Source organism: Algoriphagus sp. Y33 (genome assembly GCF_014838715.1).
Classification (GTDB): Bacteria; Bacteroidota; Bacteroidia; order Cytophagales; family Cyclobacteriaceae; genus Algoriphagus.
The window spans coordinates 1,462,716-1,488,876 of record NZ_CP061947.1; the positions used below are offsets into that span (position 1 = coordinate 1,462,716).

General features: G+C 42.5%; 18 protein-coding genes. 11 read left to right on the top strand and 7 right to left on the bottom strand.

From position 1 onward, the window contains the following. The first annotated feature begins 128 nt into the window (after window positions 1–128). From ID165_RS05970 to ID165_RS05980, 3 genes are all read left to right on the top strand, one after another. Window positions 129–5,510: a hypothetical protein gene (locus ID165_RS05970; RefSeq protein ID WP_192349458.1), complete on the top strand. Its 5,382-nt coding sequence runs from the start codon at window positions 129–131 to the stop codon at window positions 5,508–5,510. Between the two features lie 23 nt (window positions 5,511–5,533). Continuing rightward, the gene (locus ID165_RS05975) at window positions 5,534–9,658 is read left to right on the top strand and encodes a hypothetical protein (RefSeq protein ID WP_192349459.1); all 4,125 of its coding nucleotides are present in this window, start codon (window positions 5,534–5,536) and stop codon (window positions 9,656–9,658) included. A gap of 387 nt (window positions 9,659–10,045) precedes the next feature. Beyond that, window positions 10,046–10,702: a Crp/Fnr family transcriptional regulator gene (locus ID165_RS05980; RefSeq protein ID WP_192349460.1), complete on the top strand. Its 657-nt coding sequence runs from the start codon at window positions 10,046–10,048 to the stop codon at window positions 10,700–10,702. On the opposite strand, the gene ID165_RS05985 is transcribed toward ID165_RS05980, so the two are convergent. Next, on the bottom strand, window positions 10,703–11,506 hold the full coding sequence (locus ID165_RS05985) for a universal stress protein (protein WP_192349461.1): 804 nt from the start codon (window positions 11,504–11,506) through the stop codon (window positions 10,703–10,705). Window positions 11,507–11,720: 214 nt separating this feature from the next. On the opposite strand from ID165_RS05985, the gene ID165_RS05990 reads away from it, so the two are divergent. Together ID165_RS05990 and ID165_RS05995 are read left to right on the top strand one after the other, a co-directional pair. Beyond that, a complete protein-coding gene (locus ID165_RS05990; RefSeq protein WP_192349462.1) occupies window positions 11,721–12,527 on the top strand; it encodes a sulfite exporter TauE/SafE family protein in 807 nt (268 codons plus the stop codon). Window positions 12,528–12,792: 265 nt separating this feature from the next. Beyond that, on the top strand, window positions 12,793–14,316 hold the full coding sequence (locus ID165_RS05995; RefSeq protein WP_192349463.1) for a DUF4394 domain-containing protein: 1,524 nt from the start codon (window positions 12,793–12,795) through the stop codon (window positions 14,314–14,316). 67 nt (window positions 14,317–14,383) lie between these two features. Here the strand turns inward: ID165_RS05995 and ID165_RS06000 are convergent, their stop codons facing one another. Continuing rightward, on the bottom strand, window positions 14,384–15,034 hold the full coding sequence (locus ID165_RS06000; protein WP_192349464.1) for a sulfate ABC transporter permease: 651 nt from the start codon (window positions 15,032–15,034) through the stop codon (window positions 14,384–14,386). Window positions 15,035–15,113: 79 nt separating this feature from the next. Between ID165_RS06000 and ID165_RS06005 the strand changes: the two genes are divergently transcribed. From ID165_RS06005 to ID165_RS06025, 5 genes are all read left to right on the top strand, one after another. After that, window positions 15,114–16,307, top strand: coding sequence for a tol-pal system protein YbgF (locus ID165_RS06005; RefSeq protein ID WP_192349465.1), 1,194 nt, complete (start codon window positions 15,114–15,116; stop codon window positions 16,305–16,307). Window positions 16,308–16,516: 209 nt separating this feature from the next. Then, a complete protein-coding gene (locus ID165_RS06010) occupies window positions 16,517–16,999 on the top strand; it encodes an Lrp/AsnC family transcriptional regulator (protein WP_057936775.1) in 483 nt (160 codons plus the stop codon). A 54-nt stretch (window positions 17,000–17,053) separates the two neighbouring features. Continuing rightward, a complete protein-coding gene (locus ID165_RS06015; protein ID WP_192349466.1) occupies window positions 17,054–17,596 on the top strand; it encodes an NUDIX hydrolase in 543 nt (180 codons plus the stop codon). 1 nt (window position 17,597) lies between these two features. After that, window positions 17,598–18,953: an MATE family efflux transporter gene (locus tag ID165_RS06020; RefSeq protein WP_192349467.1), complete on the top strand. Its 1,356-nt coding sequence runs from the start codon at window positions 17,598–17,600 to the stop codon at window positions 18,951–18,953. 71 nt (window positions 18,954–19,024) lie between these two features. Further along, window positions 19,025–20,377 (top strand): M24 family metallopeptidase, encoded by a 1,353-nt coding sequence (locus ID165_RS06025; RefSeq protein ID WP_192349468.1) that lies wholly within the window; start codon window positions 19,025–19,027, stop codon window positions 20,375–20,377. A 643-nt stretch (window positions 20,378–21,020) separates the two neighbouring features. On the opposite strand, the gene prfB is transcribed toward ID165_RS06025, so the two are convergent. Next, window positions 21,021–22,122 (bottom strand): peptide chain release factor 2 gene (prfB, locus tag ID165_RS06030; RefSeq protein WP_192349469.1). Its coding sequence is split into 2 segments (ribosomal slippage): window positions 21,021–22,061 and window positions 22,063–22,122, totalling 1,101 coding nucleotides; the frame shifts between segments, so codons are not numbered across the junction. 66 nt (window positions 22,123–22,188) lie between these two features. Beyond that, on the bottom strand, window positions 22,189–22,695 hold the full coding sequence (locus ID165_RS06035; protein WP_192349470.1) for a hypothetical protein: 507 nt from the start codon (window positions 22,693–22,695) through the stop codon (window positions 22,189–22,191). Between the two features lie 556 nt (window positions 22,696–23,251). Here ID165_RS06035 and ID165_RS06040 point away from each other — a divergent pair. Next, on the top strand, window positions 23,252–23,638 hold the full coding sequence (locus tag ID165_RS06040; protein WP_192349471.1) for a GreA/GreB family elongation factor: 387 nt from the start codon (window positions 23,252–23,254) through the stop codon (window positions 23,636–23,638). Between the two features lie 60 nt (window positions 23,639–23,698). Here the strand turns inward: ID165_RS06040 and ID165_RS06045 are convergent, their stop codons facing one another. The 3 genes from ID165_RS06045 to ID165_RS06055 form a co-directional block, all read right to left on the bottom strand. Then, window positions 23,699–24,766 carry a branched-chain amino acid aminotransferase gene (locus ID165_RS06045; RefSeq protein ID WP_192349472.1) on the bottom strand — a complete coding sequence of 356 codons (1,068 nt, stop codon included), beginning with the start codon at window positions 24,764–24,766 and terminating at the stop codon, window positions 23,699–23,701. Window positions 24,767–24,806: 40 nt separating this feature from the next. Then, window positions 24,807–25,355 (bottom strand): cob(I)yrinic acid a,c-diamide adenosyltransferase, encoded by a 549-nt coding sequence (locus ID165_RS06050; RefSeq protein WP_192351334.1) that lies wholly within the window; start codon window positions 25,353–25,355, stop codon window positions 24,807–24,809. A gap of 61 nt (window positions 25,356–25,416) precedes the next feature. Then, entirely contained in the window at window positions 25,417–26,133 is a 717-nt protein-coding gene (locus tag ID165_RS06055) for an ABC transporter ATP-binding protein (protein ID WP_304503154.1), read from the bottom strand. Window positions 26,134–26,161: the final 28 nt, after the last annotated feature.

Consider the following 26,161-nt stretch of genomic DNA (forward strand, 5'->3'; position numbering starts at 1 on the left):
TTGGCTGATTATTTTTCTAGCTTCACAGTGCCCTTTTTAACCAAGAATTGTTTTGTGTTGATTTTTATTTGTAGCCAAGGTTGACAGTTTTTGAAGTAAGGAGCTTTCACATCTAAACACTTTTTACCATGGAAAAGGATGAACTAGAATCTTTATTGTCCAGTATCTTCGGACATCTGAATGCAGACAGTGCAGCAGAGAAAAAACAGTGGGAGGAAGGACTGCCTCTCTTGGCAAAGTCACTGCTGATCCAAGATGCATCCCAGATTAAACCTGAATCATTCAGTTTTGAACGATCCGAAATATTCTTTCAGGACCGAATCCCCAAGGGAAAGATAGAGCTGATCCGCAAAGAAGCCGAAAAGGTCAGTGTTAAAGAATCTATTGATCCTAAAATCAGTAAAAATATTGATAAAGAAACTCTTAAGCGTATTGAGAAAATATCTGCCAAAGAGGAAGAATCGGGGTTAAAAGCATTTGTCCGTGAAGTGCCTGTGAGGAGTACTCAGATTCGTGCCAGTGTACCTGCTTGGGCGGCCGGTGCCAAAGTAGAAAAATCAATCGGGCCTTTGGTCAAAACTGATGGGAGGATCATTTTCATTGATTTTTATAGGATTACAAAGCTGATTGGTATTTATCAGCAAAACAGCAACCTCCCCGTTCTTCTATTTAAAGCCTCTTTTCTCGACCAAAAGATTAAACCTGTGAATGCACCTCCTGTGGAGGTTTCTAAGGTTTACGATGTGGCAGCAGGTAGTTTTTATGTCAGGGTGGATATGCTTGCTTCCAATGCTCCAAGTACCAGGTATGTGGGGCTGAAAGTTAGAGACGGGAAGATCCAATTGAGCGCAAATCCTGTCTTACAGGGACAGAAACTTGTTTTGGCGGCCAATACCACTGTCCAAGTGCAACTGGATGTGGATCAGACCCCCGAGGCGATAGATGCTAAAAAGAAACATGGGAAAGATGCCTTCAATGCTAAGGTGCAGAATCCCGGTAGCTTGAAATTTTCATTTTCAGGCGCCTCTAAAGCTCAAATTTCGGAAAGTGGCCCTGCTCAGTGGTCTGTCTATGGTCAACCGGCAGCCTTTTCCCATGCCAATAAGGTGCCTACCTATAGTACGCAGTTGTCCAGACTGCTGATTCCATATTCCTGTTCCGTTTCGGAATTTGCTTCTAACAAGCAGCTGAGTCCCATGGTTGAGATCCAGGAATCTGCTCCTGTCAGTAATTCGTGGTGGGCAATTCCCGCTGCGGACCTGGATATACAGGCTCCCTTAGAAGTAGCCGGGTCTGGGGGGATGGTGCAGGAATTGAAGGCTGGATTGAAATTCAGATGGAAAGGACTTCAGGGAAAGAACTTAAAATTAGAAAAGCCTCTGGTTCTTGTTGAGAATGGGAGAATTGGTATTACGGATTTGATCTCAGACGGTGAAGGTGCTTTCCAGGAAATAGATCATTGGAAGGATGATTTGAATGCGTATGGAACGTCTGTTTCTATAGCACTGAATAAGTCAGCCATGTTTATGTACAATTCTCTGGCGGAGGGTACAGAAATGCTCGTGGCTTTGGCAAATACCCAAATAAAAGTAGATAGACCACTGCAGGTCAATGGACTTCCGGTTTCTGTAAAAACAAAGAATTCAGCACTCGTAATGGCCGGTTCCGATGATATGAATTTAATTTATATACTGGATGATAACATTCTATGGGACAATAAATTACCTTTTGATAAAGTGCCAAATTTCAAAAGTATTGCGATAGCGCTTGAAAATGCGCTTTTTACGCTGTCCCCCGTGAATGGTGCACTGGTTTTTGGAGAATGTAATGCGGATTGGAGTAGAATTGCCAAAAGCCAAGCTTTTCTGGTATTTGGAATGCTGAGCTATATGCCCACACTTCCCGATCCCTATGTTGCTAATTTGGGGGTTTTAAGCAAGGAATTTGGAAATAAAGGCAGAGGTATTGAGGCAATTCAAAGTTGGCTGATATGCCGGATATCCCAAGAGCCGGTGAAGGAAAAAGAAGATAAAGTTCGGGTTGATTTTTACTTTGGACCGGGTAATACTAGTTTCTCCGCCCCGGGAGCAGCAGATGTAGCAGTTTCGCCAAGCCATATGGCTGTTAATCAGTTGACATCCTCTGAAGTAAGGATGGAAACCCTAAAATCCACTACTGCTGCCACTACTGGACGAAAGAATTCTCTTCCTCCATATGAAGATCAACTTCAGCATTTTACCACACCTTATGAAAATGATTACTTTGCCTTATTGGATGTAAGTTCTAATGCCAATCAACTTGGAGTAAGTCTAGGCTTGTCGCAGGGGCATCGTGTGACTACGGGTACAGTTAGAGCCGTCAATGAGTCTGAGGCAAGCATTTCCCAAACGGATAATCAGTTTATTTCGGTAGAGGGAATGAAAGTCATTGCCCAGGGTGCAATGACTCGGTTATTTATGATGCCTCAAGTAGCTTGGGAACCTGTCCTTAATTTGACAGCTCCCGGTCAAAATAAACCCGGGGATCCACCGCTGTTTCATAATTATTATCCTAATGATGGCGGACCTACAAGGTTTGTAAACAATCATCAAGAAAGAATTGCTCTATCTCCCAAACCGCTTGTTGACTTTATATTGGAGAAATACAAACAAAAACAAACTCCGATAGCAGCTTTATTTACACTGCCTTTTGGCCTTAAAGCTTTAGCAGAGCTTTCACATACGAATAGTGGTGAAACCATTAAACCCCAGCTTGATCAAGTAAGCCCGAAATTTCCAAATGAAATGGAAGGGGGAATTCAAATCCGGGCGACTGCAGGAAACTTCGGAAAGAATTTTCCGGATGAACCCAAGAAGAATGATTTACCGATGTTTGCCGGATTTACTGTACAGCTGGCAAATGTGTTGGGACTAAGCGGAAATGAGACAGGCGCAAGTACTTTGGGGCAGAGTGTTACGGAGATTTTTAATGGGGAATTTTTTGTAAATCAAGGTAATCCTACTCAAATCACAGGGAGAGGAGTGCCCGTAAGCAAGATTGATTTTACTGGATATGGAGCGAGCACATTCAGCAACTGGCTTAGTCCTTCTGCTGCGATAGCACAGACAAGCCAAGCCAGATTTGACATCATGCTGGGCAGAACAGGGCATGAGGTGATTCAGGTGAAAAGTTTGATTTATCCTTGGGGAATCCGTGTGGTGCGAACCATTACTATTTTCAGAACCAGTTCCGGATTTGTCTATAGGACAGATAGCGGATGGCAACCGGAGTCGGATGGGATTTTTGATTTTAGGGCAAAATTCATTGACGATACTAATCCGGGAAACCTGGTGGAGGATGCCAGGTATGAGTTGCATCCGGGGACTTTAAGGGGCTTGTTTAATATCACCAATATCAAAGAAGACGGTTCGGTAGCAGATTATGTGACCAATAACGTGATCCCGACGGGCAAAGCCTTTATGAATGTCAAAGGAGAAAAAGAAATAAACAATGGGGCGCAATTTAATCAGGAAGTTAAATGTGCTGCGGTTTATTTTGATGCTGATGTGGCTGTCGAAAACTTGGTGAAAGGACATAAGAATGGAAGGACTCCTGCCAAGAAGGTTTTAGGCTATGTTCAGTTGTCGCCTCCGGGGATTCCTTTGACCCCGGTTCAGCTCAAGGGGCTGTTGGATAGCCAGGGGGGCTTGATGGGAGGAGATATCAATTGTGTGATGGATGTGGGGGGCTCGGGCCAGATGATGCAGATCAACCGATTCGACATCTCACATTCTGACAAACCAGGTAATCCTGCGACTGCACCGATTTTTGTGGCGGCTACCCGTGGATCTGTCCTTCTTCCAAAAGACGGTAGCTGGAGTATGGTACAGCACGAAACGGGTTCCGGCGAGGTTACCCCGCTTCCACCGCATATTCCCATACCGTTGATCCGTATTGGTAAATGGCAAAAAGAAGTAGTAGTCAGCGCATCTGATGTAAACAACAACCTTATCCGTTTGGCTCATCCATTGGAGATTCTCAGGAATCCGGCAGTAGATACGGTCAATTATGGATTCCTACAGAGTACTTCCACGCAAAAAGCCCTTTTTTTAACTCCCAGCTTCAAAAAGGGAATTGGTAAACTGTTGAGTAAGACTCCGCCGATTTTTTCGGATGCTTATAAACTGATGAACGGAAGCAGCATATTTCCAAATGTAGGGGATGCCTATTCCAACTTCGGAAAAGCCATTCCATTGTTAAACGGAATAGATAAAGACGGTAACAGTGTTTCGGCATTTATAGAAAATGCAGCTACCGACGGTGGCAAGAAGGTCTTGGAGCTGATGGAGATTACGTCTAAGATGGAAGCCGGTCAACTGGTGGACAAGGGATTCAAACTGCTTTCCGGTGAGGCAAATAGTGCTCTGAATAAGGCACTGGCATTTGATATTCCAAATTTTGACCCGCTGTATCTGGTGAATATGGATGCCCTGAAAATCTACATCGAATATAAAGCTGAGCAAAAGAAAAACGGTTCCAAACAATACGTGGATTCCAAACTCAACTTTGATGTGGATTCCTTCGCGACAGATTTGGCCGACACCTGGAAAAGTAAAGTCAACAACGTCGCCATGGTGGTTGATTTGGGTTCGTTTGAGCGCCTTATGACGATAAAAGGAAACTTTGACGCTGCAAAAGGGAAAGAGTCAGGTTATGCCGGTGACAAGGACAGTCCCGGGCCGCTGGATGGAATACCTCTTCCTGAAGTAGAATTCAGTGATGCCTTGCAGCCGGTAATTGAATTGCTGCAGATGCTGGCCGCACTCAGTACGGGGGATTACGGAGCAGTGATGAGGAAAGGTCTTCAAATAGCCATGAGCAATGCAGGGGAGATTTGGGAGTATAAGTTTGAGGCCACCAAGGAAATCCCACTTATCCGCTTCCCACCAGAGGATTCTGTTTATAACTCTCCTCAATGTCCGTTGAGATTGGAGGCAGGACTTGCATTGGGCGTGTATTTCAATGCTGCACTGAAGGTAACCAATGATCCTTCCCAGCTGCTTCCGACAGCGGGTGGATTTGTCCAATTCAACGGAGGGTTGGAAGTCATGTGTGTGACTGTAGGTGCAGCTACAATATATGCAGTGGGATCTGTAGAAGTCAAAATAGCCTGTGATACTAAAATAGGCCCTAGTCTGATGTTGAAATTTGGTTTCGGAGCGAATATCTCTGTAGGCTTGCCTGTAGTAGGTAATGTCAGCGTGACTTATCTGGTCGGATGCCAAATGTATGCAGACGCCAATACCATTGAGATCACTGCTTTCATGTTGTTCAAAGGGCACGCCAACCTGCTGGGTGGAATTGTCAGTGTTACGATTTACATAGAAGCAAGCGGTACTGTGAAGAGAATATCGAGTCCGGAAAGAACGGATTGCACAGCATCCGTGACTTTCGGATTGGATATCAGTATCTGTTTTATTATCAATATCAGCTTCGAAGAGACTTGGCAAGAAAGCCGTCAGATAGCTTAATTTTTTACCTCAACAATTAAATTATGGAACCAAGAAGATTAATTTCCCTAATGACTTTTCCTCAACGTTTCGATGGAAATGTCCTTACAGTGAACATTGTGGTTGTACCGCGGAATACAAATCCATTTTCGGATTGGGCTACTGGCTTACCAAACCCCGCAAATGTGCCGGGGTTTGCGGATTTCCAGCCTGAATTTAGTTTTTCTATCATTAGAGGCACTGACGATTTCCCTCTGAGTAATGCGACAGCTGCCAATAGAATACCCATTGTAAGAGTTGCGACAGTAAAACCCGCTGCGGATAAAGCTGTCATAATTAAGAAGGTCGCAGATGCTATGCCTCTTCCGATTACTGACGATTCGGATAAGCTGCCTGATCCGGTTCCCGTAGAAAAGAGTATCAAAAAATACCTGCCGGTTTCTTATCGTGAAAGATTTAATTTCACACAACCCAGACATCCAAATGCAATTACGGATGACGGCTATCAATGTGCAGTCCGTGAAAAAATACCTACCATTAACTACCAGCCACGAACCAAGATGAGCTGGGGCAAAGTTTTTGCAAACATTTTGAGGCAGCCTCTACTGGCTAAGGCTTGTGGGATGATCTACGAAGTTCAATTGGAAGTAGAAGCCGGTTGGTTTGAAGAGGGCGGTTATCTATATGCGGATATTACAAATGATCCTTACGCACTAGCTCAAGCTGTTTTGTTGGAAAACTCGGATGGACCATTGGTTAAGAGATATGCCGCCAAGATTCCATCATTGAGCAAGGGTACACCAAGGCCTGTTTTTGCGCCTGTCTTATTTCCCGTGTTGTATAAGAAAGTTTCTGATCCGGACGAGCCGGTTCCTTTGGGTCCATGGGATGAGTTGTTTATGGAGGCACAAACCTACAATGATGGATTTGCCAAAATAGTGCATGCCAATCAGCCGGTAAGCGGGAATTTATTGGAAGAGAGCCAGGATGAACTGCCTCCTCAATCGGACGCGGGAATCCGTTTGGGCTGGGATGATGAGCAAATACTGGTGTGGTGCCTGAGACAGATGATTGAGAATCCTTCCGATCCGGGTTCATTGAAGAGGACAGATGCTCCCTTAGGGGTGATGGGATATCATATCGATGTCCGACAGGTAGCAGAAGGAAGTCAATGGGAAAGTCTCAATAGCATCGAGATCAATGAATCTGAAAATATGTTTGCCGGCCAACTGGATTCCGGCAGTACCGAACTTCCTTATCAGGTCTATCCGAATAAGATCAGTGGTCCGCAAAGTGACCATTATTGGTTGCCGATGTATTATGCGCATTGGATAGGTAAAAGCCTGGTAACTGAAGATCAGGATGCACTGGAGATTTACAGGAACCACCAGGAAAACGGCGGACAACAAAATGAGCTGCAGGATAAAAAAGTCTCTCAAAATAAAGCTCTGATCCCTTCTCCTCTGAACACCAAACTCCGATATGGAAATTCTTATGAGTTTAGAATTCGGATGACGGATATTTCCGGCGGTGGCCCCAATTTGAATGATGTTCCTTTGAATGCAGCACCAAGTCCTGAAACCAGTGTTTCATTCAAACGGTATGTGAATCCGGGGATGCTTCGTATTGAAAAACCACTTGAGATTAGGGGCAATCTTCGAACTTATTTCAATGCGGTAAATGATGAAGAAACAACGTTTGATGCAAATCCAGTTTTTGTTATTCAGAGGCCTTTGCTGGAATATCCCGCCGTGGTATTTACCAATAAATACCAAAGTATAGGTCAGGATCCAATCAAGTTGTTGAAGGAATTGACCTTTCAGACAGATGGGCTAAAGCCTGCTTTGCCTGATCCTGATGTGCATCAAGTCAAGATAAGAGTGGAGGTGAAGTCACTTCGGATGGATACACAGCTGAGTCAAAGTGGCAGAGACAGCTTTATCACTTTGTATGAGACGTCAAGGCTGTTTCCTTCGGATTTTGATGGGGTTTTGAATGTTCCAATTGAGTTTATTGATGTTCCTGTTTTGAATCTTGGAGAGCCTGCTAATCCATTTTTAAATGAGGATTTACTCATAGATGCTATCCATGGGATGGAGGAATTGGTCGTGCCTACAGGAAGGCACATTAGAATTTCATTGCGTGCAGAAGCGACTTCTGCCGGGGCACCTGAAGGCTACTTTGGTTTTATTGACGCTAATGAGGATAAAGATAGCCGGTTTGGCAAAGTACAGCAGTTTATGCTCTATAAAGAACCGGCTGCTGAATTGGATTTATTACAGCCTTTTGAGGCAATTCAGCCGGTTCAGGCATTGTTTCTAAAGCCTGACAGTGTTCCGACCATCAAGAAAAATATCTTTTCATCACTACTGCAAAGGGTTTCTGAAGAGCAACAGTCAGGTGTAGTGGAGCGTCTTGCAAATGCCCTTGGACTGGAAGCCAAAGGGCTCGCCCTTGTGGCTCCAAAAGGAGAGCGGGTTGCTATAGGTTGCAACTCCAGGATCAGACATACCCTGGCGCCGGATGGAAGTTCTATCACTTTTGCCACCAAAGCTGACCTGTACAATCACTGGCTTGCTACATTGAGCTATAAAGTAAACCGGGATTGGACATGGGATACTTTACAGGATGTTGCGTTTGTGATCGAAAGAGAATTTAAGTTTAGGAAGGATAAAAACACAGAAAGCAGAAAAAACACCTATTTAGGCGATATAGGGTTAAAGCATACAGTATCATTCGAAGCTTTGCAGGCGGATCGTTTTGATCGGGTCAACAGAAATTACACAAGGATAGTGTATATAGATGCGCTTGACCCAAAAAATGAACTGAAGCAGAATAATGGGGATTTGAGATTTCCTGATGAACTGTGGGCGGAATATAAAATAAAACCTAAAACCAAAGCGGGACATGCCTCGGCTGCAACTGTTGAAACTGAACGGTTAACACTTCCTACAGTACTGCCTCCTGTACAGATACCCAAGTTAGTCAGTGTGGGGATAGCTTTTTCGCCTTATGAGAGAACGGACGATTATAGCTCATCAGAGGCTAGAAAGCGGTATTTATGGGTGGAGTTTGATCAGCCGGTGGAGAACCCTGATGATACTTATTATTGTAGGATGCTTGGGAATGCCCCTGATCAGTTGATTGCAAGCAATGCCGGTGAGCAGCTTCTTCCTCCGGAGGAAGCCCCGATTAGTTTGGATTCTGAAATTACCCGGCAGATCATTCCGGGTCAAAGTGATGATAAAGCCGGAATGCGAGCTATGCAGCCTATGATCCAAGCTACAGATAGTGATCGTCATTATATGATGCCTATACCGCCGGGTTATCATGCGGAAAGTGCTGAGATGTTTGGTTTCTTCACCTATGAATTTAGAGTGGGGCATGGCCATTGGCCTGATCGGGAAGATAATCTATGGTCCACCGCCCAAGGAAGATTCGGAAGACCGTTGAGAGTGACCGGGATTCAACATCCGGCTCCCACTTTGCTTTGCACTCTCAATAGAAATGAGAACCATTTGTACGTGAGTGCGTCTTTTGCAAAAGCAGTTCATAACGGGAAAAATGTAACAGCTAAACCTCCCAGAACAAGTCTTTGGACCATGGTATATGCCCAGGTTTTCCAAGCCGATGGAAGAGACCATAGGAATATTTTGCTGGGGGAGATCGAGATGAAAATAGGAGTAAGGGTAAATACAGAACCGAAACGTCTGAAGGAAATAAATGAGTTGACTCAGCAGGTGTATTTCAAACCTACTATCGGAGATTATACTACGGGAAGTATCAAATTAAATGCTACTGCTTTGCAAAAAGGGAGTATTATTGCGAGCATTAAAGATGAGCAACCTGTAGCAACGGCGGTAGTGACTTCTGAGGATATTGCAGAGAAATTAAAATCTTACGGACTACCCGAAGATAGTCCGCTTAGTGTGTTGGTGGTAGAAGTGTTTGGTAATATTACCAATATTCATGACCATGTATCGGAGGTTAGAACTGCTTCTGTGCCCGGAGCGTCAGAAAGAATAGCTGAAGGCTTACTGGCAAAAAGAGCGGAAATGAATTTGATGTCTGAGATTCGTCCACTGAGTAAAGCATTGGGACATTTTAGGATTTTGCGAACCTCTCCACTTACCAAAGTTCCATTTGTCTGCTGTCCTACATGTGTGTAAATAGTTTAGGGTTAACTTTGAAAATGCCTCCATCACTCGGAGGCATTTTTCCAGAAAATTAAGTATCTAACCACAGTGGACACAGAGTTTTTCACATAGGGCGCAGCTTAGTGTTTTCGAGTTTACGGCAGCTCCAAATTTATCTAAGTATAAGCTGATTTCAGTTTACAGGCAAAGCTGGTTTTTTCAGGATTGCTTTGGGTATACGATGGCTCGCAAAAGGAATTTGCCCGGAAGTGACAGACTTTTAATTAGGTATATCGAAGCAATCTTTTTCTGTTCAAATCGGGAATCAAATTCTAAAATCACACAAGGTTTCATGAATGTGATAAAAATCACTCTTTTTAATGCGATTGATGCTTAGATTTAGCATTTCTTTAACAGCACATGACTATAGAAGAACTAAAGGAAGCATTACCTAATTTTACAGATCCTGCCTTATTGGAACAGCTTCTGACTCAAGGTCAAATCATGAACTTGAAAGCAGGAAAGGTATTGATGGAGCCGGGACAGTTTATCAAAATGGTTCCCATTGTACTCAGTGGATCAATCAAAATATCCAGAATGGATGATGAAGGAAGGGAATTGTTTCTGTATTATCTAGATGCGGGCGAGACCTGCGCACTGTCTTTAACTTGCTGCTCCTCTTCCAAGCCAAGTGAGATTAAGGCAGTTGTGGAAGAAGATACCATACTTATAGGTATACCCATTGCAGTTATTGATCATTTTTCTGATGAGTTTAAGCAATGGAAGGATTTTGTGGCAACTACCTATCAGAGCCGGTTTCAGGAAATGCTGGTTGCGTTGGATGCAGTGGCTTTCAAACGAATGGATGAGCGGCTGATGCAGTACATTGTTACCAAGATGAAGCAGCATAAAACGAATGAGCTTTCTACCACGCATCAGGAAATTGCAAATGAACTCACAACTTCCCGAGAAGTTGTATCACGACTTCTAAAGCAATTGGAGAAAAAGAAATGGATAGAGCTTGGAAGAAATGTAATTTATATCCGGGATGATTTTGAAGAATTGATAAGCAAATAATCAAGTCATTATAAGTAGGGGGACTTTAGAATGGAATACCATTTCTATTGTTTGACTACGGCTAAGAATTTGCTCCCAGAGATTTTTGTGCCTATGACACATGACCAGTATTACATTTTCATTTTCTTCCAAAAACTGATCCAATCCTTCTACGGGAGTCGGAGCGTAAAAAGTGTGGATTTTCACTGGTAAACCGGGGTGATGTGAAGTTATGAAGTCCTCTAATTTTTTGATGCCGCGATCTTCCTCGAAGTCGTTGGCTGCCTGTACGTGAACAAATTCCAGTCCCCGTTCCCATCTTCTACTCATATCGATGACCCAATCGATGAATTTTTCTTCGTGACTGGCAAACTCTAATGCCAAAGCTATTTTTTTTATACACGGAGCACTTGATTCGGTAGGGATCACCAATACCGGGATAGATGATTCCTTGATCACGTTGATTGTTGTACTGCCAATCAGGCCTACTTTGATACCGCTTGCACCTTGTGTTCCCATCACTATGAGAGTGGCCTCCATTTGTAGTGCTAACTGCGTAATTGAAGTAGATGCCGTTCCCTCTTTGATAACGGTAGTAAATTTTTGATTGGAATGCCGGTATTTTTCCAAGGTTGACTGCATCAATGTTTCAGCATCCCGATGCATATTTTCCAATGCTACAGCCGCCTTTGATGCAAAATCAAAAACAGCTTCTATTACGTGGACTAAGATTATTTCGCCCTCTTTTTTTCCGGTGAGGGCTATGGCGAAATCCAAGGCATTGATAGCGTTACCTGAAAAATCGATTGGAAGAATTATTTTCATTGTATCGGGCTTAAAAACATTAATATAGACAATTGTATCCGAATAAATTAACTATTCTTTTTTCATGACCCTAGTAAACGTTGAATTTGTAGTCATCATTTAAGTGTGAAAATAACCTATGGCGATTTTACCTTAAAACAATAAGTGTAACATTTGTCACTTCATTGGCTAATTGTGACGGGTACTTTTGTAGGATCAATTTGAGAATTATATTATGGAGATCTTAGTACTTGTAGGATATGCGGCGGCGGTAATCATCGGGATTAGTTTGGGGCTTATAGGAGGTGGAGGCTCTATTTTGACGGTTCCGGTGTTAGTTTACATTTTGGGGATTGATCCGGTTTTGGCAACCGCCTATTCGCTTTTTGTGGTCGGGAGTACATCTTTGGTTGGTTCTTTTACTTATATGAAGAGTCAGTTAGTTGATTACCGAACAGCTTTGGTGTTTGCAATTCCATCTTTCCTTACTGTTTTCCTTACCCGGAAATTCATTGTACCGGTTCTACCGGATCCCTTGCTTGTATTGGGAGATCTTGTGATCACCAAAAGTATAGGCATTATGGTGTTTTTTGCTGTAGTGATGCTGGCAGCATCTTACTCCATGATCAGAGGAAATGGCAAAAATAGTTCCGAAGACGACACTATTGTACAATTCAACGTCCCTTTAATTGCGATAGAAGGAATAGTGGTGGGCTTAGTAACAGGTTTAGTCGGAGCGGGTGGGGGCTTTTTGATTATTCCGGCACTTGTGCTTCTTGCTAAGCTACCTATGAAAATGGCTGTTGGAACCTCGTTGTTGATTATTGCTGCCAAATCCCTGATCGGTTTCTTGGGGGATGTAGCTAACCAGGAGATTGATTGGAAAATGCTTTTGGTTTTCACAGGACTATCAATTGTTGGGATATTTATTGGAAGTTCTTTGTCCAAAAAAATAAATGAAAAATTGCTCAAAAAAGGATTTGGTTGGTTTGTACTGTTGATGGCATTCTACATTATTGGCAAAGAGCTGACTTTGATTTAACGGCTAGGGCAAAAACTGCTTCCAATTTCTGCCGTATTGATTCTGTTTTTTATACATGTATTCCCAATGATGCCGGTAGTGGAGTGTTCATATTTTTAATGGCAGACAGGAAAGACAGAAGTAGCCTAAACCATAGAGTCCACAAATTTTATGTTTTGTCTCAATCCTGGCAGAAAAACAGAAAATTGGAATGTTTTTTATTGAAAAGGGAATCCGGTTGAGTAACTGACTTCGTAAATGCGGAGAATCAACTATTCAACCAATAATGAAAATAACAAACAAATTCCCCGTACTTCTAGCCAGTATGATCTTTTCACTGGTTTTCATTTCGTGTGATGAGAAAGATGATGACACGAATCCTATTATCGATATGCCGGGAGCGGCCCCGGAAGTGAGTTTTACTGCTTTAACCTCAGATAACAAAATTCTGATGTACGAAGCGCAAAACTTAAATTCACCCTCCGCCTCCATGGATATTACCGGTCTCGGTTCAGGTGAAATGATCATTTCGATTGATTATCGTCCTGCGACAGGTCAGCTTTATGCGCTTAGTTCAATGAGTAGATTATATCATATCAATGAAAATTCCGGTGTAGCTACTGCTTTAGGTTCTGAAGCGTTTACTCCGGCTACTCAGGGGGCGAATCCTTCACTGGATTTCAATCCTACCGTGGACAGAATAAGGCTAGTCACCGAGTCCGGTCAGAATCTTCGATTACATCCTGAGCTGGGCACAGTAGTGGCAACTGATGGGGCTATCAATGGAGGCATGAATCCACGTATTGGTGCAGTGGCATATTCCAATAGTTTTTCAGGTACTACGTCGACCACTTTATTTGACATAGATTTTGAGCAAGACAAGTTATATAAGCAGGTTCCTCCAAACGATGGTGGATTAGAAGAAGTGGGTGATTTGGGAGTGGATTTTGAAGGTCTGGGAGATATGGACATCAACCCGGATAATTCTGTGGCTTTGGCAATCAATAGAAAAGATGATGAGTCTAGGCTTTATACTATTGATCTGGATTCCGGAAAAGCTATATGGGTGGGTACCTTTTCGCAGCCTGTAGTGAGCTTGGCCTTTAAGACAAATCCGGTAGCTTATGCAACTGATTCGGATAATAAATTGTATCGTTTTGACCCTACTGACCCTAGTCCTATAGCTGTTGATATGACAGGATTAGAGGCTGGGGAGATGGTCGTAGGCCTTGATTTTCGTCCTGTAAATGGCCAGTTACTTGCCGTTTCCAATATGAGCCGCTTATATAGCGTGAATCCTTCAAGCGGAGCTGTTACCGCTATAGGCGAACCGCTGACGCCTGGGGTAATGGGTTCTTATGTAGGATTTGATTTCAATCCTACTGTAGATAGGATTAGATTGATCACTGAGCAGGGTCAAAATTTAAGACTTCATCCTGACATGGGAACTGTAGTGGCGGTAGACGGAAGTCTCAATCCGGGTTCACCAATGGCAAGTGGGGCTGCTTATTCTGAAAACTACGCAGGCACTACTTCTACAGCACTTTTTGTGGTGGATGCGCAGAACGATATGTTATATCAGGTTTCACCTCCAAATGACGGAGTTCTGGTAGAAATTGGATCTCTTGGTATTGACTTGACAGACGATAACGGATTTGATATCGGCGGAATGTCCGATATGGCCTATGGTGTATTTACAGTAGGTGGGACATCGGGGGTTTATTCAGTAAATTTAATGACAGGAGCCGCATCCAAGATATCTGATATTAATTTTACTCCTACTTCTATGGCATTAGGGTTAGGGTTTTAATCCGGAAATATAGAGAATCTTTGAAGGGGTCAGGATTTTATCTGATCCCTTTTTTTATTTCTAGGGGCTAATTTCTATACACCATGACATACCAACCAAGCCAAATGGCCAAGGGAATATAGTAACTGACAAAAACTACGAGGGTACATTCTCCAAATGGTCTTCTACTAATCATATGAAACCCATATAACCATACAATTCCGTAAATTATTTCGAAGATATTGATACTGGCCAAAGCGTAGTGAAACTGTGGGGTGATGTTTTTGGGTCCCAATAAAGCCAATAGTGAAAGAGCCCTGTATTCATTGATTTCAATATAGGTAACTCCTGTCCGCGGGGCTATGTAAACCAGCAGCCGTATCAATTCGGGAAATATAAATACCATTTCGGCAATAAGTGCAAACTGCCAAAGTTCTTTGTAAGGCACTTTGTAGCCGATAAGGAATGCGCCAAGCCAAAAGAGAAAGGAGATTACGGTAAATTTCCAAAGTAAGGCAAAGGGTGTCCAGAGATAGTTTAAAGCATTGAAAATGTGGAAAATCATAAAATCACCACGTGCTTCCAAATTATTGTAATCCGGAATTGCTTCAAGAATAAGCGTATTGGTAAGGTATCTGATCAATAAAAACAAAAACACCAAAACTAAAAAATATATGCGCTTGTCGAAATCAATTAGTTCTTTTAGACGTTGTGCTTCTGGAGTTAAAGTTTTAGCCATTATTAAGATGAATCTTATTCAAATCTAAAATTTTGTTTGGGAATACCTCTAATTTTGGAATCTAAAAAGGAAGAAATATATGTTGATACGAATCGCAATGATTCTTAGTGTGTATGTTGTAGGGCTTAGTTTTGCCCAAGCGCAGGAAACGGAAGCAGATTCTATGATCTATGTGCCTTCCAAATACTTATTGCTGGATAGAGGACTCCAATTCAGGATTACCAAGTCTATCAATAGCATGTACAATTTTGATTTTCCTGCTGCTGAACGTGACTTTGCCGTACTTGCCCTTCAATATCCGGATCATCCATTGCCTGAATTCTTGGTGGCACTGGGTTATTGGTGGAGGATAGAAGTAGATGTGGCCAATGAGAGATATGATGCGACTTTTGTTAAATACCTCGACAGGGCTATTGCAAAAGCAGAGGTAATGTTTAAGGAAGACGAGACGAATAAGGAGGCTGCTTTCTTTTTGGCGGGCGGATATGGTTTTCAGTCTCGACTATACTCTGAAAGGAAGAGCTGGACAAAGGCTGCTTTTGCGGGAAGAAATGCCCTTAAATATATGAATTTGAGCAGAGGTGAGGAGGAATTTAATCCTGAATTGCTCTTGGGGGATGCGCTTTTCAATTATTTCTCAGAGTGGATTCCGGAGAATTACCCATTGCTAAGGCCTGTCATGGCACTTTTCCCGAAGGGGAATAAAAAGCTGGGCTTACAGCAACTGGAACAGGTGGCAAATAATGCATTCTACACGCGGGTGGAAGCCCAGTATTTTTTATTCAGATTATATGCGTCAGAAGAGAAAGAACCATTTAAAGCACTTCAGATTTCGGATTATTTGCATGGTAAATTTCCAAATAATCCATATTTCCATAGATCATATGCAAGGCATCTCTACGCAGTGGGAAGATGGACTGAATCTGTGGAGCAATCAAAGGAAATTCTTGATCGGATAGATTCAAAAATGCCGGGCTATGAATCTAACAGTGGGAGATATGCTGCTTTTTATATTGCCCAGTTCAATGAGCGTGTTGGAAATCGGGATGAAGCCAAGAAATATTACCTTAAAACCCTGTCCTTCGGAGAGGAATCTGAGTCCCAAGAAAGCGGATATTACTTGCATTCTTTACTGCAGCTGGGAAAGATGGCGACAGATGAGAAAAACAAGACGTTGGCCAAAAAGTATTTCAAGGAAGTGAAGAAGTATGCCAAGCGTAAACACTCTGCTCATCAAGAAGCAAGAGAATTTATCAAAAAGAATAAACTTTAACTGAAAAAGCGGCGTTGCATTAATTAATAACAGGAGATAATTTGAATTTCATGTGGGAGGCAAGGCTTTTTGGAAGAATTGTTTGTGCAATGGGTAAGAATTATTAAGAAAATTTCGAATTTCCTCTGTAAAATTCTGATGAATGGTTTAAAACAATCATCAATTATATTAACTTTGCACCATATAAAATTTTGTAAATGCAAGAGATCATGGATCATAGCTTAAGAATAAAATTCGATAAAATCGACAGGAAGATTCTGGAAATCCTTCAGGCTAATGCCAAAATAACAAATGCTCAATTGTCAAAGGATATAGGACTTTCTCCTGCTCCCACGTTGGAGCGTGTGAAGAAATTGGAGCAATCCGGAATTATAAAGAGTTATCATGCAAAGCTGGATCCTGAAAAGATCGGTCTGGGTGTCAGTACTTTTGTGTTGGTAAGCTTAATCGGTCATAATAAAGGCAATATTGATGCTTTCATGCGTGAAATTAATATAATTCCTGAAGTGATAGAGTGCCACCACATTACAGGTACAGGCGATTTTATTTTAAAAATCATTGCGAAAGATATTACCTCATACCAGAATTTGATGCTTGAAAAAGTATCGGAAATCAAAGAAGTAGATTCCATGCAATCCATGGTTATTTTATCTACTTTCAAGGATTCTAAAGTAATGCCAATCCCGGCTTAACCAGCCTCAATAATTTCTAAAGGGTGGCGTGAGTCACCCTTTTTTTTTGAACAAATGGAACAAAATCCCTGGACAACCAAAAAAATTAATCCGGTTTATGAAAACCCTTGGATTAAAGTTGAGCACCATGAGGTCTTAAATCCCGCCGGCAACGAAGGTGTTTACGGTAAAGTGCACTTTAAAAATAGAGCAATGGGCATTATTCCCATTGACCAAGATGGTAACACTTGGCTTATTGGTCAGTTTCGTTACACCCTGGATGAGTATGCGTGGGAGATTCCCATGGGGGGTGGACCATTGGAGGAGGATAAATTGGAAAGTGCCAAACGTGAATTGAAAGAAGAAACCGGTCTAAGAGCAGAGAAATGGACAGAAATCATGAAAATTCACACCTCAAATTCCGTGACAGATGAAGTGGGGTATGTGTACCTAGCCGAAGATCTTACGCAGGGAGAAGCTGAGTTTGAGGAAACTGAAGTACTAAAAATAAAGAAATTGCCATTCTCCACAGTTGTGGAAATGGTGATGAATGGAGAAATCACTGACGGAATCAGCATTGCAGGAATTCTCAAGGCTGCAAGGATTCTAAATTTATAGTATGACAATCAAGGATCATTTTAAAATCACCTTCAACCTTGCTTTTCCTGTGGTGCTAAGCCAGCTCGGACAGGTTTTGGTAGGTGTAGCTGACAGTATGATGGTAGGCAGACTAGGGGCAGTGCCACTGGCTGCTGCGTCTTTGGGGAACAGTATTTTTTTCGTGATACTGATGTTTGGTATGGGGATTTCCATGGGAATTACTCCTTTGGTTTCAGTGGCTGAAGGGAAGGGCAAATTCAAAAGGATTGGCCATCTTTTTCAGCATGGATTATGGATCAACATTGCCACCGCATTGATTCTGACGGCGGTGGTAATCGGCTTATCTCAAGGACTTCACTTCTTGAACCAACCGCAAGAGGTGGTGACTCTTACCATTCCTTACCTCTACATAATTACTGCTTCTCTTTTTCCTTTCATGATTTTCCAGTCATTTAAGCAGTTGGCAGAAGGTGTTTCACAGACAAAGCAGGCGATGTACGTCACCATCTTTTGCAATCTTGTCAATGTGTTTCTTAACTGGGTACTGATCTATGGAAACTTGGGCGTTTCTGAAATGGGGTTGAATGGTGCAGGATTGGCTACATTGATCTCAAGGATCTTAATGCCTATCCTAATGGGACTGTACGTGATGCGCTCCAAAAGATACAGAATCTTCAATTTGCAACTGGGAATAGGCAAACTGAGATTTTTACTGTTAAATAGAATCTTGAAAATCGGTATCCCTACAGGTTTTCAATACATTTTTGAAGTGAGTGCGTTCAGCGCAGCGGCAATAATGATGGGGTGGATAGGAGTAAATGCGCTTGCTGCTCATCAAATCGCCATAAACCTAGCCTCGGTAAGCTATATGATGGTTTCGGGTCTCAGCACGGCCGGAATGATTCGCGTCAGTAACCAAATCGGTCGGGGTAACTTTAAAGGCATGAGAGAGGCCGGAATGGTGGTTTTTGGTATGGTACTGGTATTCATGGCAATTACAGGTTTGATATTTGTTGTCATGCGATACTATCTTCCTACACTCTATATTGACAATGAAGATGTGGTTGCCTTATCTGCTTCATTGCTCATCATCGCAGGTATGTTTCAGCTGTCGGATGGTATTCAGGTAGCGGGTTTGGGTGTTTTACGGGGGTTGGAAGATGTGAAATTCCCTACATTTATTACGCTTGTGGCTTATTGGGTAATTGGCCTTCCGCTTGGATATTTCTTGGCTTTTGAGCTGGGAATGGCGGAGCTGGGGATTTGGTATGGCTTATTGATCGGTTTGAGTATTACTGCTGTGGTTTTGTTTTATCGCTTTCATAAGCTGAGTAATCGGATGATTAGGGCAAATAAGCCGATTGTCACTGTATAAGGATTCCCGGTCCTAAGGCTGCTGAATGTTTCTGCTTTTTGTTTTATATTCAGGGATAAACTTTTCTAAATATGATCAAAAAGCTACTCCTCGTATTCTACGTAATTCTTGTTTCTAATTTATGTTTTGGACAGGAGATAGCTGTCTTGACACAGCGGGAACAAGCTGCCGTAATTGACAACTGGCTTGAGTACCGCATTCAGAACCTGCTCCCCGGCTTAATGGCAGAGTCGGGAATAGATATGTGGGTGGTGATTTCCAGGGAGTACAACGAGGATCCTGTGATTCGGACTATGCTTCCGGCTACCTGGATGGCAGCAAGGAGAAGGACAATTCTGGTGATGTATCAGCCCTCGGCTGACGCACCGGTGGAAACCTACGCTGTGGCGAGGTATGACGTGGGTAGGTCCTTCAAGAGAGTCTGGGATCCTGATGTACAGCCTGACCAATGGAAAGCGTTGATGGAGTTGATCTCATCAAAGAATCCAAAGAAAATAGGATTGAATTATGCCAAGGATTATGGACATGCGGACGGTTTGACTACCAATGAGCATCAGGTTTTCTTGGACTATTTACCTCAAAATCTGAGGTCTACGGTTGTTTCGGCACAGACACTCGCAGTACGCTGGTTGGAAACAAGGACAGCGCCTGAAATGGCTACTTACAAACACATTCAGGAAATTGCCCATGCCATCGTATCAGAAGGACTTTCTGAGGCAGTGATCACGCCTGGCGTGACTACTACCGAGGATGTGGTCTGGTGGTACCGGGAGAAAATCAAAGCATTGAAATTGGATACCTGGTTTCATCCATCCGTGGATATTCAGCGTGCGGATCCCGCCAATACTGAGCAAAACAGAAATTTTGCTTCCAAGTCCCCTGATTCGGTGATTATGCCCGGAGATTTACTGCATGTGGATTTTGGCATCACCTACCTGAGACTGAATACCGATACCCAAGAAATGGCCTATGTGCTAAAAGCTGGAGAAACGGAAGTACCGGCGTATTTACGCGAAGCGTTTGGGCAAGGGAATAGGGTTCAGGATATTTTGACGTCAAATTTTATAGCCGGCAAAAGCGGAAATGAAATTCTTCGGGCTTCCCGAAAAGTAATGGATGCTGAAGCAATACGGGGAAGTATCTACACCCACCCGCTTGGTTTCTACGGACATTCTGCTGGTCCTACCGTAGGAATGTGGGATAATCAGGGAGATACACCGGGTGCCGGTGACTTTCCGCTTCACTCTAATACCGGATATGCTATAGAGTTGAACGCTGTGGTTTTTCTTCCTGAATGGAACAAAGATGTGCGCATCATGCTGGAAGAAGGAGCATTGTTTGATGGGAAGGAAGTGAGGTATTACAATGGTCGTCAGAAAGAGATTTTTCCGATACCCCGAGCAAACAAGCATTTAGGAAATTAAATAAGTTCTGAAATCCGGATTTCCTTTTTGGTGAAAAGCACCGCATGATTAGATGATGGTGAAGCCGTAGACTATTATTGGTTACTTTATATAGAAGGGATTTGAGGAACAATAGTAACGAATAAATAAATGAATTTCAACCCCGTTGAGGTTAGTTTTTGCGGCTGATATTTGCCGATCCATGGGTGGAACAGGGGGTAACCAAATATGTGACGATTCCATGACGGCGAAGCTGTCGAACTGGGATGGGAATTATTTTAATTTTGAAAAGATCAGCATTCCCTTTCGAAACTCATTTATTTCCACTTCTTATTCACGATCATAAAGAAAAAATTATTCAGCTCATGTGGTGTATGACACAGAAAAATGAATCCCGTCCAGCTTCTGGAGAAGCATGACCGCTGAGGAGTTCGGCCACCTTCGGGGAAGTGGAGTATTGTATATTTTTCTTTATTTCTACGGGTTTCACCCGCGGTTTTTGAAAAGTTTGACCCCATTCAGGGTTATTTATTTTATTTTAACACAGGTGGTTCTTTGAGAAGAAAATAAGAAAGTAGTTCAGCTTCTCCGATATCAGACTTTGTGCTTTCTTCTCGGTCTTTGTGGTTAAAAAAAAGCCGGGATTTAGTCCCGGCTTCATGTATTACTCTTTGCTTGCCTGCTCTTCGCTTTGCGCCAGCAGGAAGGCTTTCATAAACTCATTTAACCCGCCGTCCAAGACATGTTGGGTGTCGGATGTTTCATGCCCGGTACGGTTGTCTTTTACCAGTTTATACGGGTGGAGTACATAATTTCGGATCTGGGAACCAAAATCCACACGCATCTTGGAAGATTCGATCTTTGCGATTTCCGCATTTCTCTTTTCCAACTCCATTTGAAACAAACGGGATTTCAGCATTTGCATAGCCTTTTCCCTATTGGCCAACTGAGAGCGTTCGATTTGGCAAACTACCACGATTCCAGTCGGCTTGTGTGTCAATTGAACTTTGGTTTCCACCTTGTTTACATTCTGACCGCCGGCACCTCCGGATCTGGATGTATGCAATTCTACATCTGCCGGGTTGATTTCTATCTCAATGGAATCATCCACTTCGGGATAGGCATAGACTGAGGCAAAAGAGGTATGTCTCCTGCCTCCTGAATCAAAGGGGGAGATTCTTACCAAGCGGTGAACTCCTGTCTCGGATTTCAAAAATCCGTAAGCCAGCGGTCCTTCAAATTCCAATGTACAGGATTTGATACCGGCTACTTCACCGGGTTGCATGTCCACTTCCTTCACTTTGTAGCCATTTTTCTCACCCCACATGATATACATTCTCATGAGGATCGAGGCCCAGTCATTACTTTCTGTTCCTCCGGCTCCGGGATTGATTTCCAGTACTGCATTCAGTTGATCCTCTTCTGAAGAAAGCATTTTCTTCAATTCCAGCTCTTGCACCGCAGCTTCCGCTTTGATGTATTCCGCTTTGATTTCTTCTTCAGAAACCTCGTCTGCGCTGTAGAATTCAAATAAAACGTCGAGATCCTCTATGATTTTATTGAGAGATTCAAATGCACCGGTCCAAGCCTTACGGGCTTGAATCTGCTTCATGCTTTTTTCTGCCTCTTCCGGGTTGTTCCAAAAATCAGGCTGGGCCGATACGGCTTCTAGGTCTTCTATTTCTGCTTTCTTACGATCGTAGTCAAAGATACCTCCTCAAAGCCGATGTGCGGGCTTTCAAGTCTTTCAGTTGTTCTGAAGTCATCTGTCTAAGTTAAAATTTAAGGTGCAAAAGTCCGAAAAAATATCTGTATTTGCCAATATTCCTCGATTAATCCATTCGCATCTGTATAAGTTGAATCTTATTTCTGCCGGTGTTTTTGAACGTTTTGTAGCGTAAAGGGAGCATAGCTACTCCTGCTCCCAATAAAATACCTGAAGCAAGGCCTACTCCACTACTGATGGAGAATTCATTGTCGTGGTAAATACTATTGATGGATTCAGCACCCAGAAATATAATACCTGCACCCAGAGTCAAAACATTCAGAGCTCTCAATGTTCCATTTCTACGGTCTTTGTCACGAATATCTATCTCGGTAATACTCTCCGGAGAAAGAATGTTTTCACTTAGGTAAATATAGTTCTGGTCAATATTTTGGATAATGTCTGTGACGAAGTAGTTTATTTTTGTGCTTTTATAGGTTATTTCCTCTCCTGGGTAATAGCGGATCTGGGACTTTTGTTTTGCTCCTCGCTTGAGAATAACAAAATCAGTTCCTTGGGCAAAAGAGGAGAGTTGGACACTAAAAATCAGCAAAAGGGTTACAAGGATTCTCATGTGTTTATATTTTATGGTCCCATACCCTGCCTGTCGTAGGACAGGAAATCCCTGCGGCAGGAAGCATGGCTAATATCATTTTAGTGTGTGTCACCTTCGACAAGTTCGATTTCATTACTCTAATTAAAAACAAATCTGAAAGGATTTTTTCGTTGAAGTGTTAAATTTTCAAAGAATACGGAATTTCTTATGTTATTCTGGCTATTACTGTAGTTGTCACGGAAAAATGGGGTTTAAGTTCTTTAAATCTAAACTAACTTGGATGGGATACGTAAAACAAACTTCAACATACAGGTAAGTAAGCATTTCGCTCATAAGGTCACTTTCCATAAGGTTTAGATAAAATTGTTTCTAGCTCAATTCCATATTTCTCAGTCGATTTTTTCTGGAGCATCAGCTTTAAGCACGAATAGTTGTGTGCTCTTCCAAAAGAATAAGGCCTTTATTTCTTAGCCCTCGGTGATTACCATTATTACATAAGAAGGGCAAAATTTCCGAATTTACTGATTTTCCCCGGGCGTCATTTGCGTGGGTTCACTTATTTATTTCTAAAACCATGAAGCCAATTCTCACAAAATCTGATTATAATACAATCAAGGAATTGATTGTCAATACTCCATCCCATTTGATTACAAAGGAGATTTCTATGCTAGCAAAGGAAATTGAACTAGCCAAAAAAGTGTCTGATTCTAAAATTGAACCAAAGGTAATTCGTATTAACTCTCACTTTGAAGTGCAGGATGTCGCATCCGGGAAGTTATTAAATTTCCAATTAACCTTACCGGAATTTGGAAATCTGTCGGAAAAGAAACTTTCCGTTCTCTCTCCGCTTGGAGTTGCCCTTATTGGCTTTCGAGAAGGAATGGAAATAGAATGGGATTTGCCGGGAGGATTGAAAAAATTCAAAATTATCAGTGTCAATACGCAAGTTTATACCGAATGAAAAAAGGCTGTCTATTCAAAATAGACAGCCTTTTTTCATATGAGACATGAGACAGGATTTTTAGATCGAAATGATCCAATTATGGGGATCGGCCACTTGGCCGTATTTTATTCCATCCAATTCAGCAAGCACTCTGTACGAAAATGCATCTTGGGGTTTCTCAGGCATCATGTAGTCTTTACCATTCACGTTGATTCGCTGCACATGGGCTATGGTGGCCGCAGTGCCTGTACCAAACGCTTCTTCAAGTGTTCCGTCTGTCAGTGCCGTTTCAAGCTCAGCAACGGTAAGGAATCTTTCTTCCAGTGGCTCATTCCAATCTTTTGCTAGTTGTATAACCGAATTTCGGGTGATCCCCTTCAATATTGTTCCGGTGTTCGTAGGAGCAGTGATTAGCTTTCCATTGATTTTGAACATGATGTTCATAGTACCGCTTTCTTCTATTTTACTATGAGACTTACCGTCAGTCCAGAGCAATTGGTCATATCCTGCTTTTTGGGCTTGAAGTGCCGGATAAAGCGATGCGGCATAGTTGCCCGCGGTTTTGGCAGCACCGGTTCCTCCTTCAGTCGCCCGTGTGAATGTAGTTTCAACTTTCACACTGACAGGCTTGTTGTAATAATTGCCAACAGGGCAGGTGAAAATGATGAATTTGTATGTATCGGAAGGTTTTACACCTATGTAATCATCGGTGGCAAACATGTACGGCCTTACGTAAAGTGAAGCTCCTTTTGCTGAGGGAACCCAATCTCTGTCCAGATCGATCAATTGAGAAAGACCTTCCATGAAGATTTCTTCAGGAAGCTGAGGCATGCACATGCGTTCTGCAGATTCATTCAGCCGTCTCCAGTTTGCGTCCGCCCGAAAGACTAAAATCTTTCCATTCCCGTTTCGGTAAGCCTTCATTCCTTCAAAAATTGACTGGCCATAATGCAATGTAGCATTGGCAGGATTTAAGCTCAGCGGTCCATAGGGCTCGATTCTAAGGTCTGTCCATTCACCGTTTTTGTAATCTGCGACAAACATATGATCGCTGACAGTACGTCCAAAAACTAGGTTGGAAAAATCTGTTTCCGCTAATCTAGAGCTCTGAACTTTAGTTATCGGTAGGGCAAGTTGTGTCTTCATTGGTTTTGCCTTTAGTCTGGCTGAGCCAGGTAGCTAATTATTATTTTCTGGGATTCCAGGTTATTTCATCCACTTTAAGTTCGTAAGCCATCATTCGGCCAAGTACAAAAAGAAAGTCGGATAGACGGTTTAGGTATTGAATTACTAATTCAGAAACCGGTTCCATAGATGTCAGTTCAACTGCTATCCGCTCTGCACGACGGCAGACTGTACGCGCAAGATGGCAAAATGAAACGGATTGATGCCCACCCGGTAGTATAAATGCTGTGAGCGGGGGAAGCAATTCTTGCATTTGATCCATTTCCTGCTCCAAAATATCTATATCTGCTTGATGCAAATCCGGTTTTTTTACTTTGCCTTTGCCTGGAGCAGTGGCCAGATCTGCGCCAAGAGTAAATAACCTATCCTGAATTTCCTTTAGAAAGTCAGCTCTCTTTTCATTTACAACTTGATCACGAAGTAGTCCGATGTATGCGTTGAGCTCATCTACAGTTCCATAAGCATCAATTCTCAAGTCAGATTTGGGAATACGTGTTCCCCCCAACAATGATGTGGTTCCTTGATCGCCTGTTTTGGTATAGATTTTCATCTCTTTGCCCTTCATTCTCTTAGGGCAAAAATAAGAATCTATTTGAAATTATAAGGTGTGATTAAGCATGCATTGTAATCCCACGCGTAGGATTCGGATTTATTGTGTCCGTTTCAACCAATCCGTCGCGTAATCTTACGACTCTGTGGGCATAATGGGCGATGTCATCTTCGTGCGTAACCATGATTATGGTGTTGCCTTTTGAATGCAATTCGTGAAAAAGCTCCATGATATCATAAGAGGTCTTGGAATCCAAGTTACCTGTAGGTTCATCGGCAAGAATAATACTCGGGGTGTTTACCAACGCTCTGGCTATAGCCACACGCTGTCTCTGACCTCCAGAGAGCTCGTTTGGGCGGTGTTTTGTTCTGTCACCAAGTCCTACGTTTGTCAATGCTTGAAAAGCAATTTCCTCTCTGTCGGACTTGTTCATGCCTGCATACACCAATGGAAGCGCTACGTTTTCCAAGCAACTTGCTCTTGGGAGAAGATTAAAAGTCTGAAAAACGAATCCGATTTCCTTATTTCTGATTTCCGCCAATTCATTCTCTGTCATGTCGGAAACATCTTTGTTGTTTAATATATAACTTCCTGAAGTAGGGGTGTCCAGACAGCCAATGATATTCATCAAGGTAGATTTACCCGAACCTGATGGCCCCATAAAAGCAACATACTCTCCCTTGTCTACGGAAATGGAAACAGATTTCAGAGCTTGAATAATTTCAGAGCCCATTCTGTAGGTTTTGTTGATCTCGTGGGTTTCTATAATTTTCGTCATGGCTGGGGGTTTTGCTAAAGTTACTATT

Coding starts and splice junctions, on each gene's coding strand:
- ID165_RS05980 (WP_192349460.1), top strand. CDS start 10,046: ATGACTATAGAAGAACTAAAGGAAGCATTACCTAATTTTACAGATCCT.
- ID165_RS05970 (WP_192349458.1), top strand. CDS start 129: ATGGAAAAGGATGAACTAGAATCTTTATTGTCCAGTATCTTCGGACAT.
- ID165_RS06025 (WP_192349468.1), top strand. CDS start 19,025: ATGATCAAAAAGCTACTCCTCGTATTCTACGTAATTCTTGTTTCTAAT.
- ID165_RS06045 (WP_192349472.1), bottom strand. CDS start 24,766: ATGAAGACACAACTTGCCCTACCGATAACTAAAGTTCAGAGCTCTAGA.
- ID165_RS06000 (WP_192349464.1), bottom strand. CDS start 15,034: ATGGCTAAAACTTTAACTCCAGAAGCACAACGTCTAAAAGAACTAATT.
- ID165_RS06050 (WP_192351334.1), bottom strand. CDS start 25,355: ATGAAAATCTATACCAAAACAGGCGATCAAGGAACCACATCATTGTTG.
- ID165_RS06035 (WP_192349470.1), bottom strand. CDS start 22,695: ATGAGAATCCTTGTAACCCTTTTGCTGATTTTTAGTGTCCAACTCTCC.
- ID165_RS06020 (WP_192349467.1), top strand. CDS start 17,598: ATGACAATCAAGGATCATTTTAAAATCACCTTCAACCTTGCTTTTCCT.
- ID165_RS06005 (WP_192349465.1), top strand. CDS start 15,114: ATGTTGATACGAATCGCAATGATTCTTAGTGTGTATGTTGTAGGGCTT.
- ID165_RS06015 (WP_192349466.1), top strand. CDS start 17,054: ATGGAACAAAATCCCTGGACAACCAAAAAAATTAATCCGGTTTATGAA.
- ID165_RS06055 (WP_304503154.1), bottom strand. CDS start 26,133: ATGACGAAAATTATAGAAACCCACGAGATCAACAAAACCTACAGAATG.
- ID165_RS05995 (WP_192349463.1), top strand. CDS start 12,793: ATGAAAATAACAAACAAATTCCCCGTACTTCTAGCCAGTATGATCTTT.
- ID165_RS05975 (WP_192349459.1), top strand. CDS start 5,534: ATGGAACCAAGAAGATTAATTTCCCTAATGACTTTTCCTCAACGTTTC.
- ID165_RS06010 (WP_057936775.1), top strand. CDS start 16,517: ATGGATCATAGCTTAAGAATAAAATTCGATAAAATCGACAGGAAGATT.
- ID165_RS05985 (WP_192349461.1), bottom strand. CDS start 11,506: ATGAAAATAATTCTTCCAATCGATTTTTCAGGTAACGCTATCAATGCC.
- ID165_RS05990 (WP_192349462.1), top strand. CDS start 11,721: ATGGAGATCTTAGTACTTGTAGGATATGCGGCGGCGGTAATCATCGGG.
- ID165_RS06040 (WP_192349471.1), top strand. CDS start 23,252: ATGAAGCCAATTCTCACAAAATCTGATTATAATACAATCAAGGAATTG.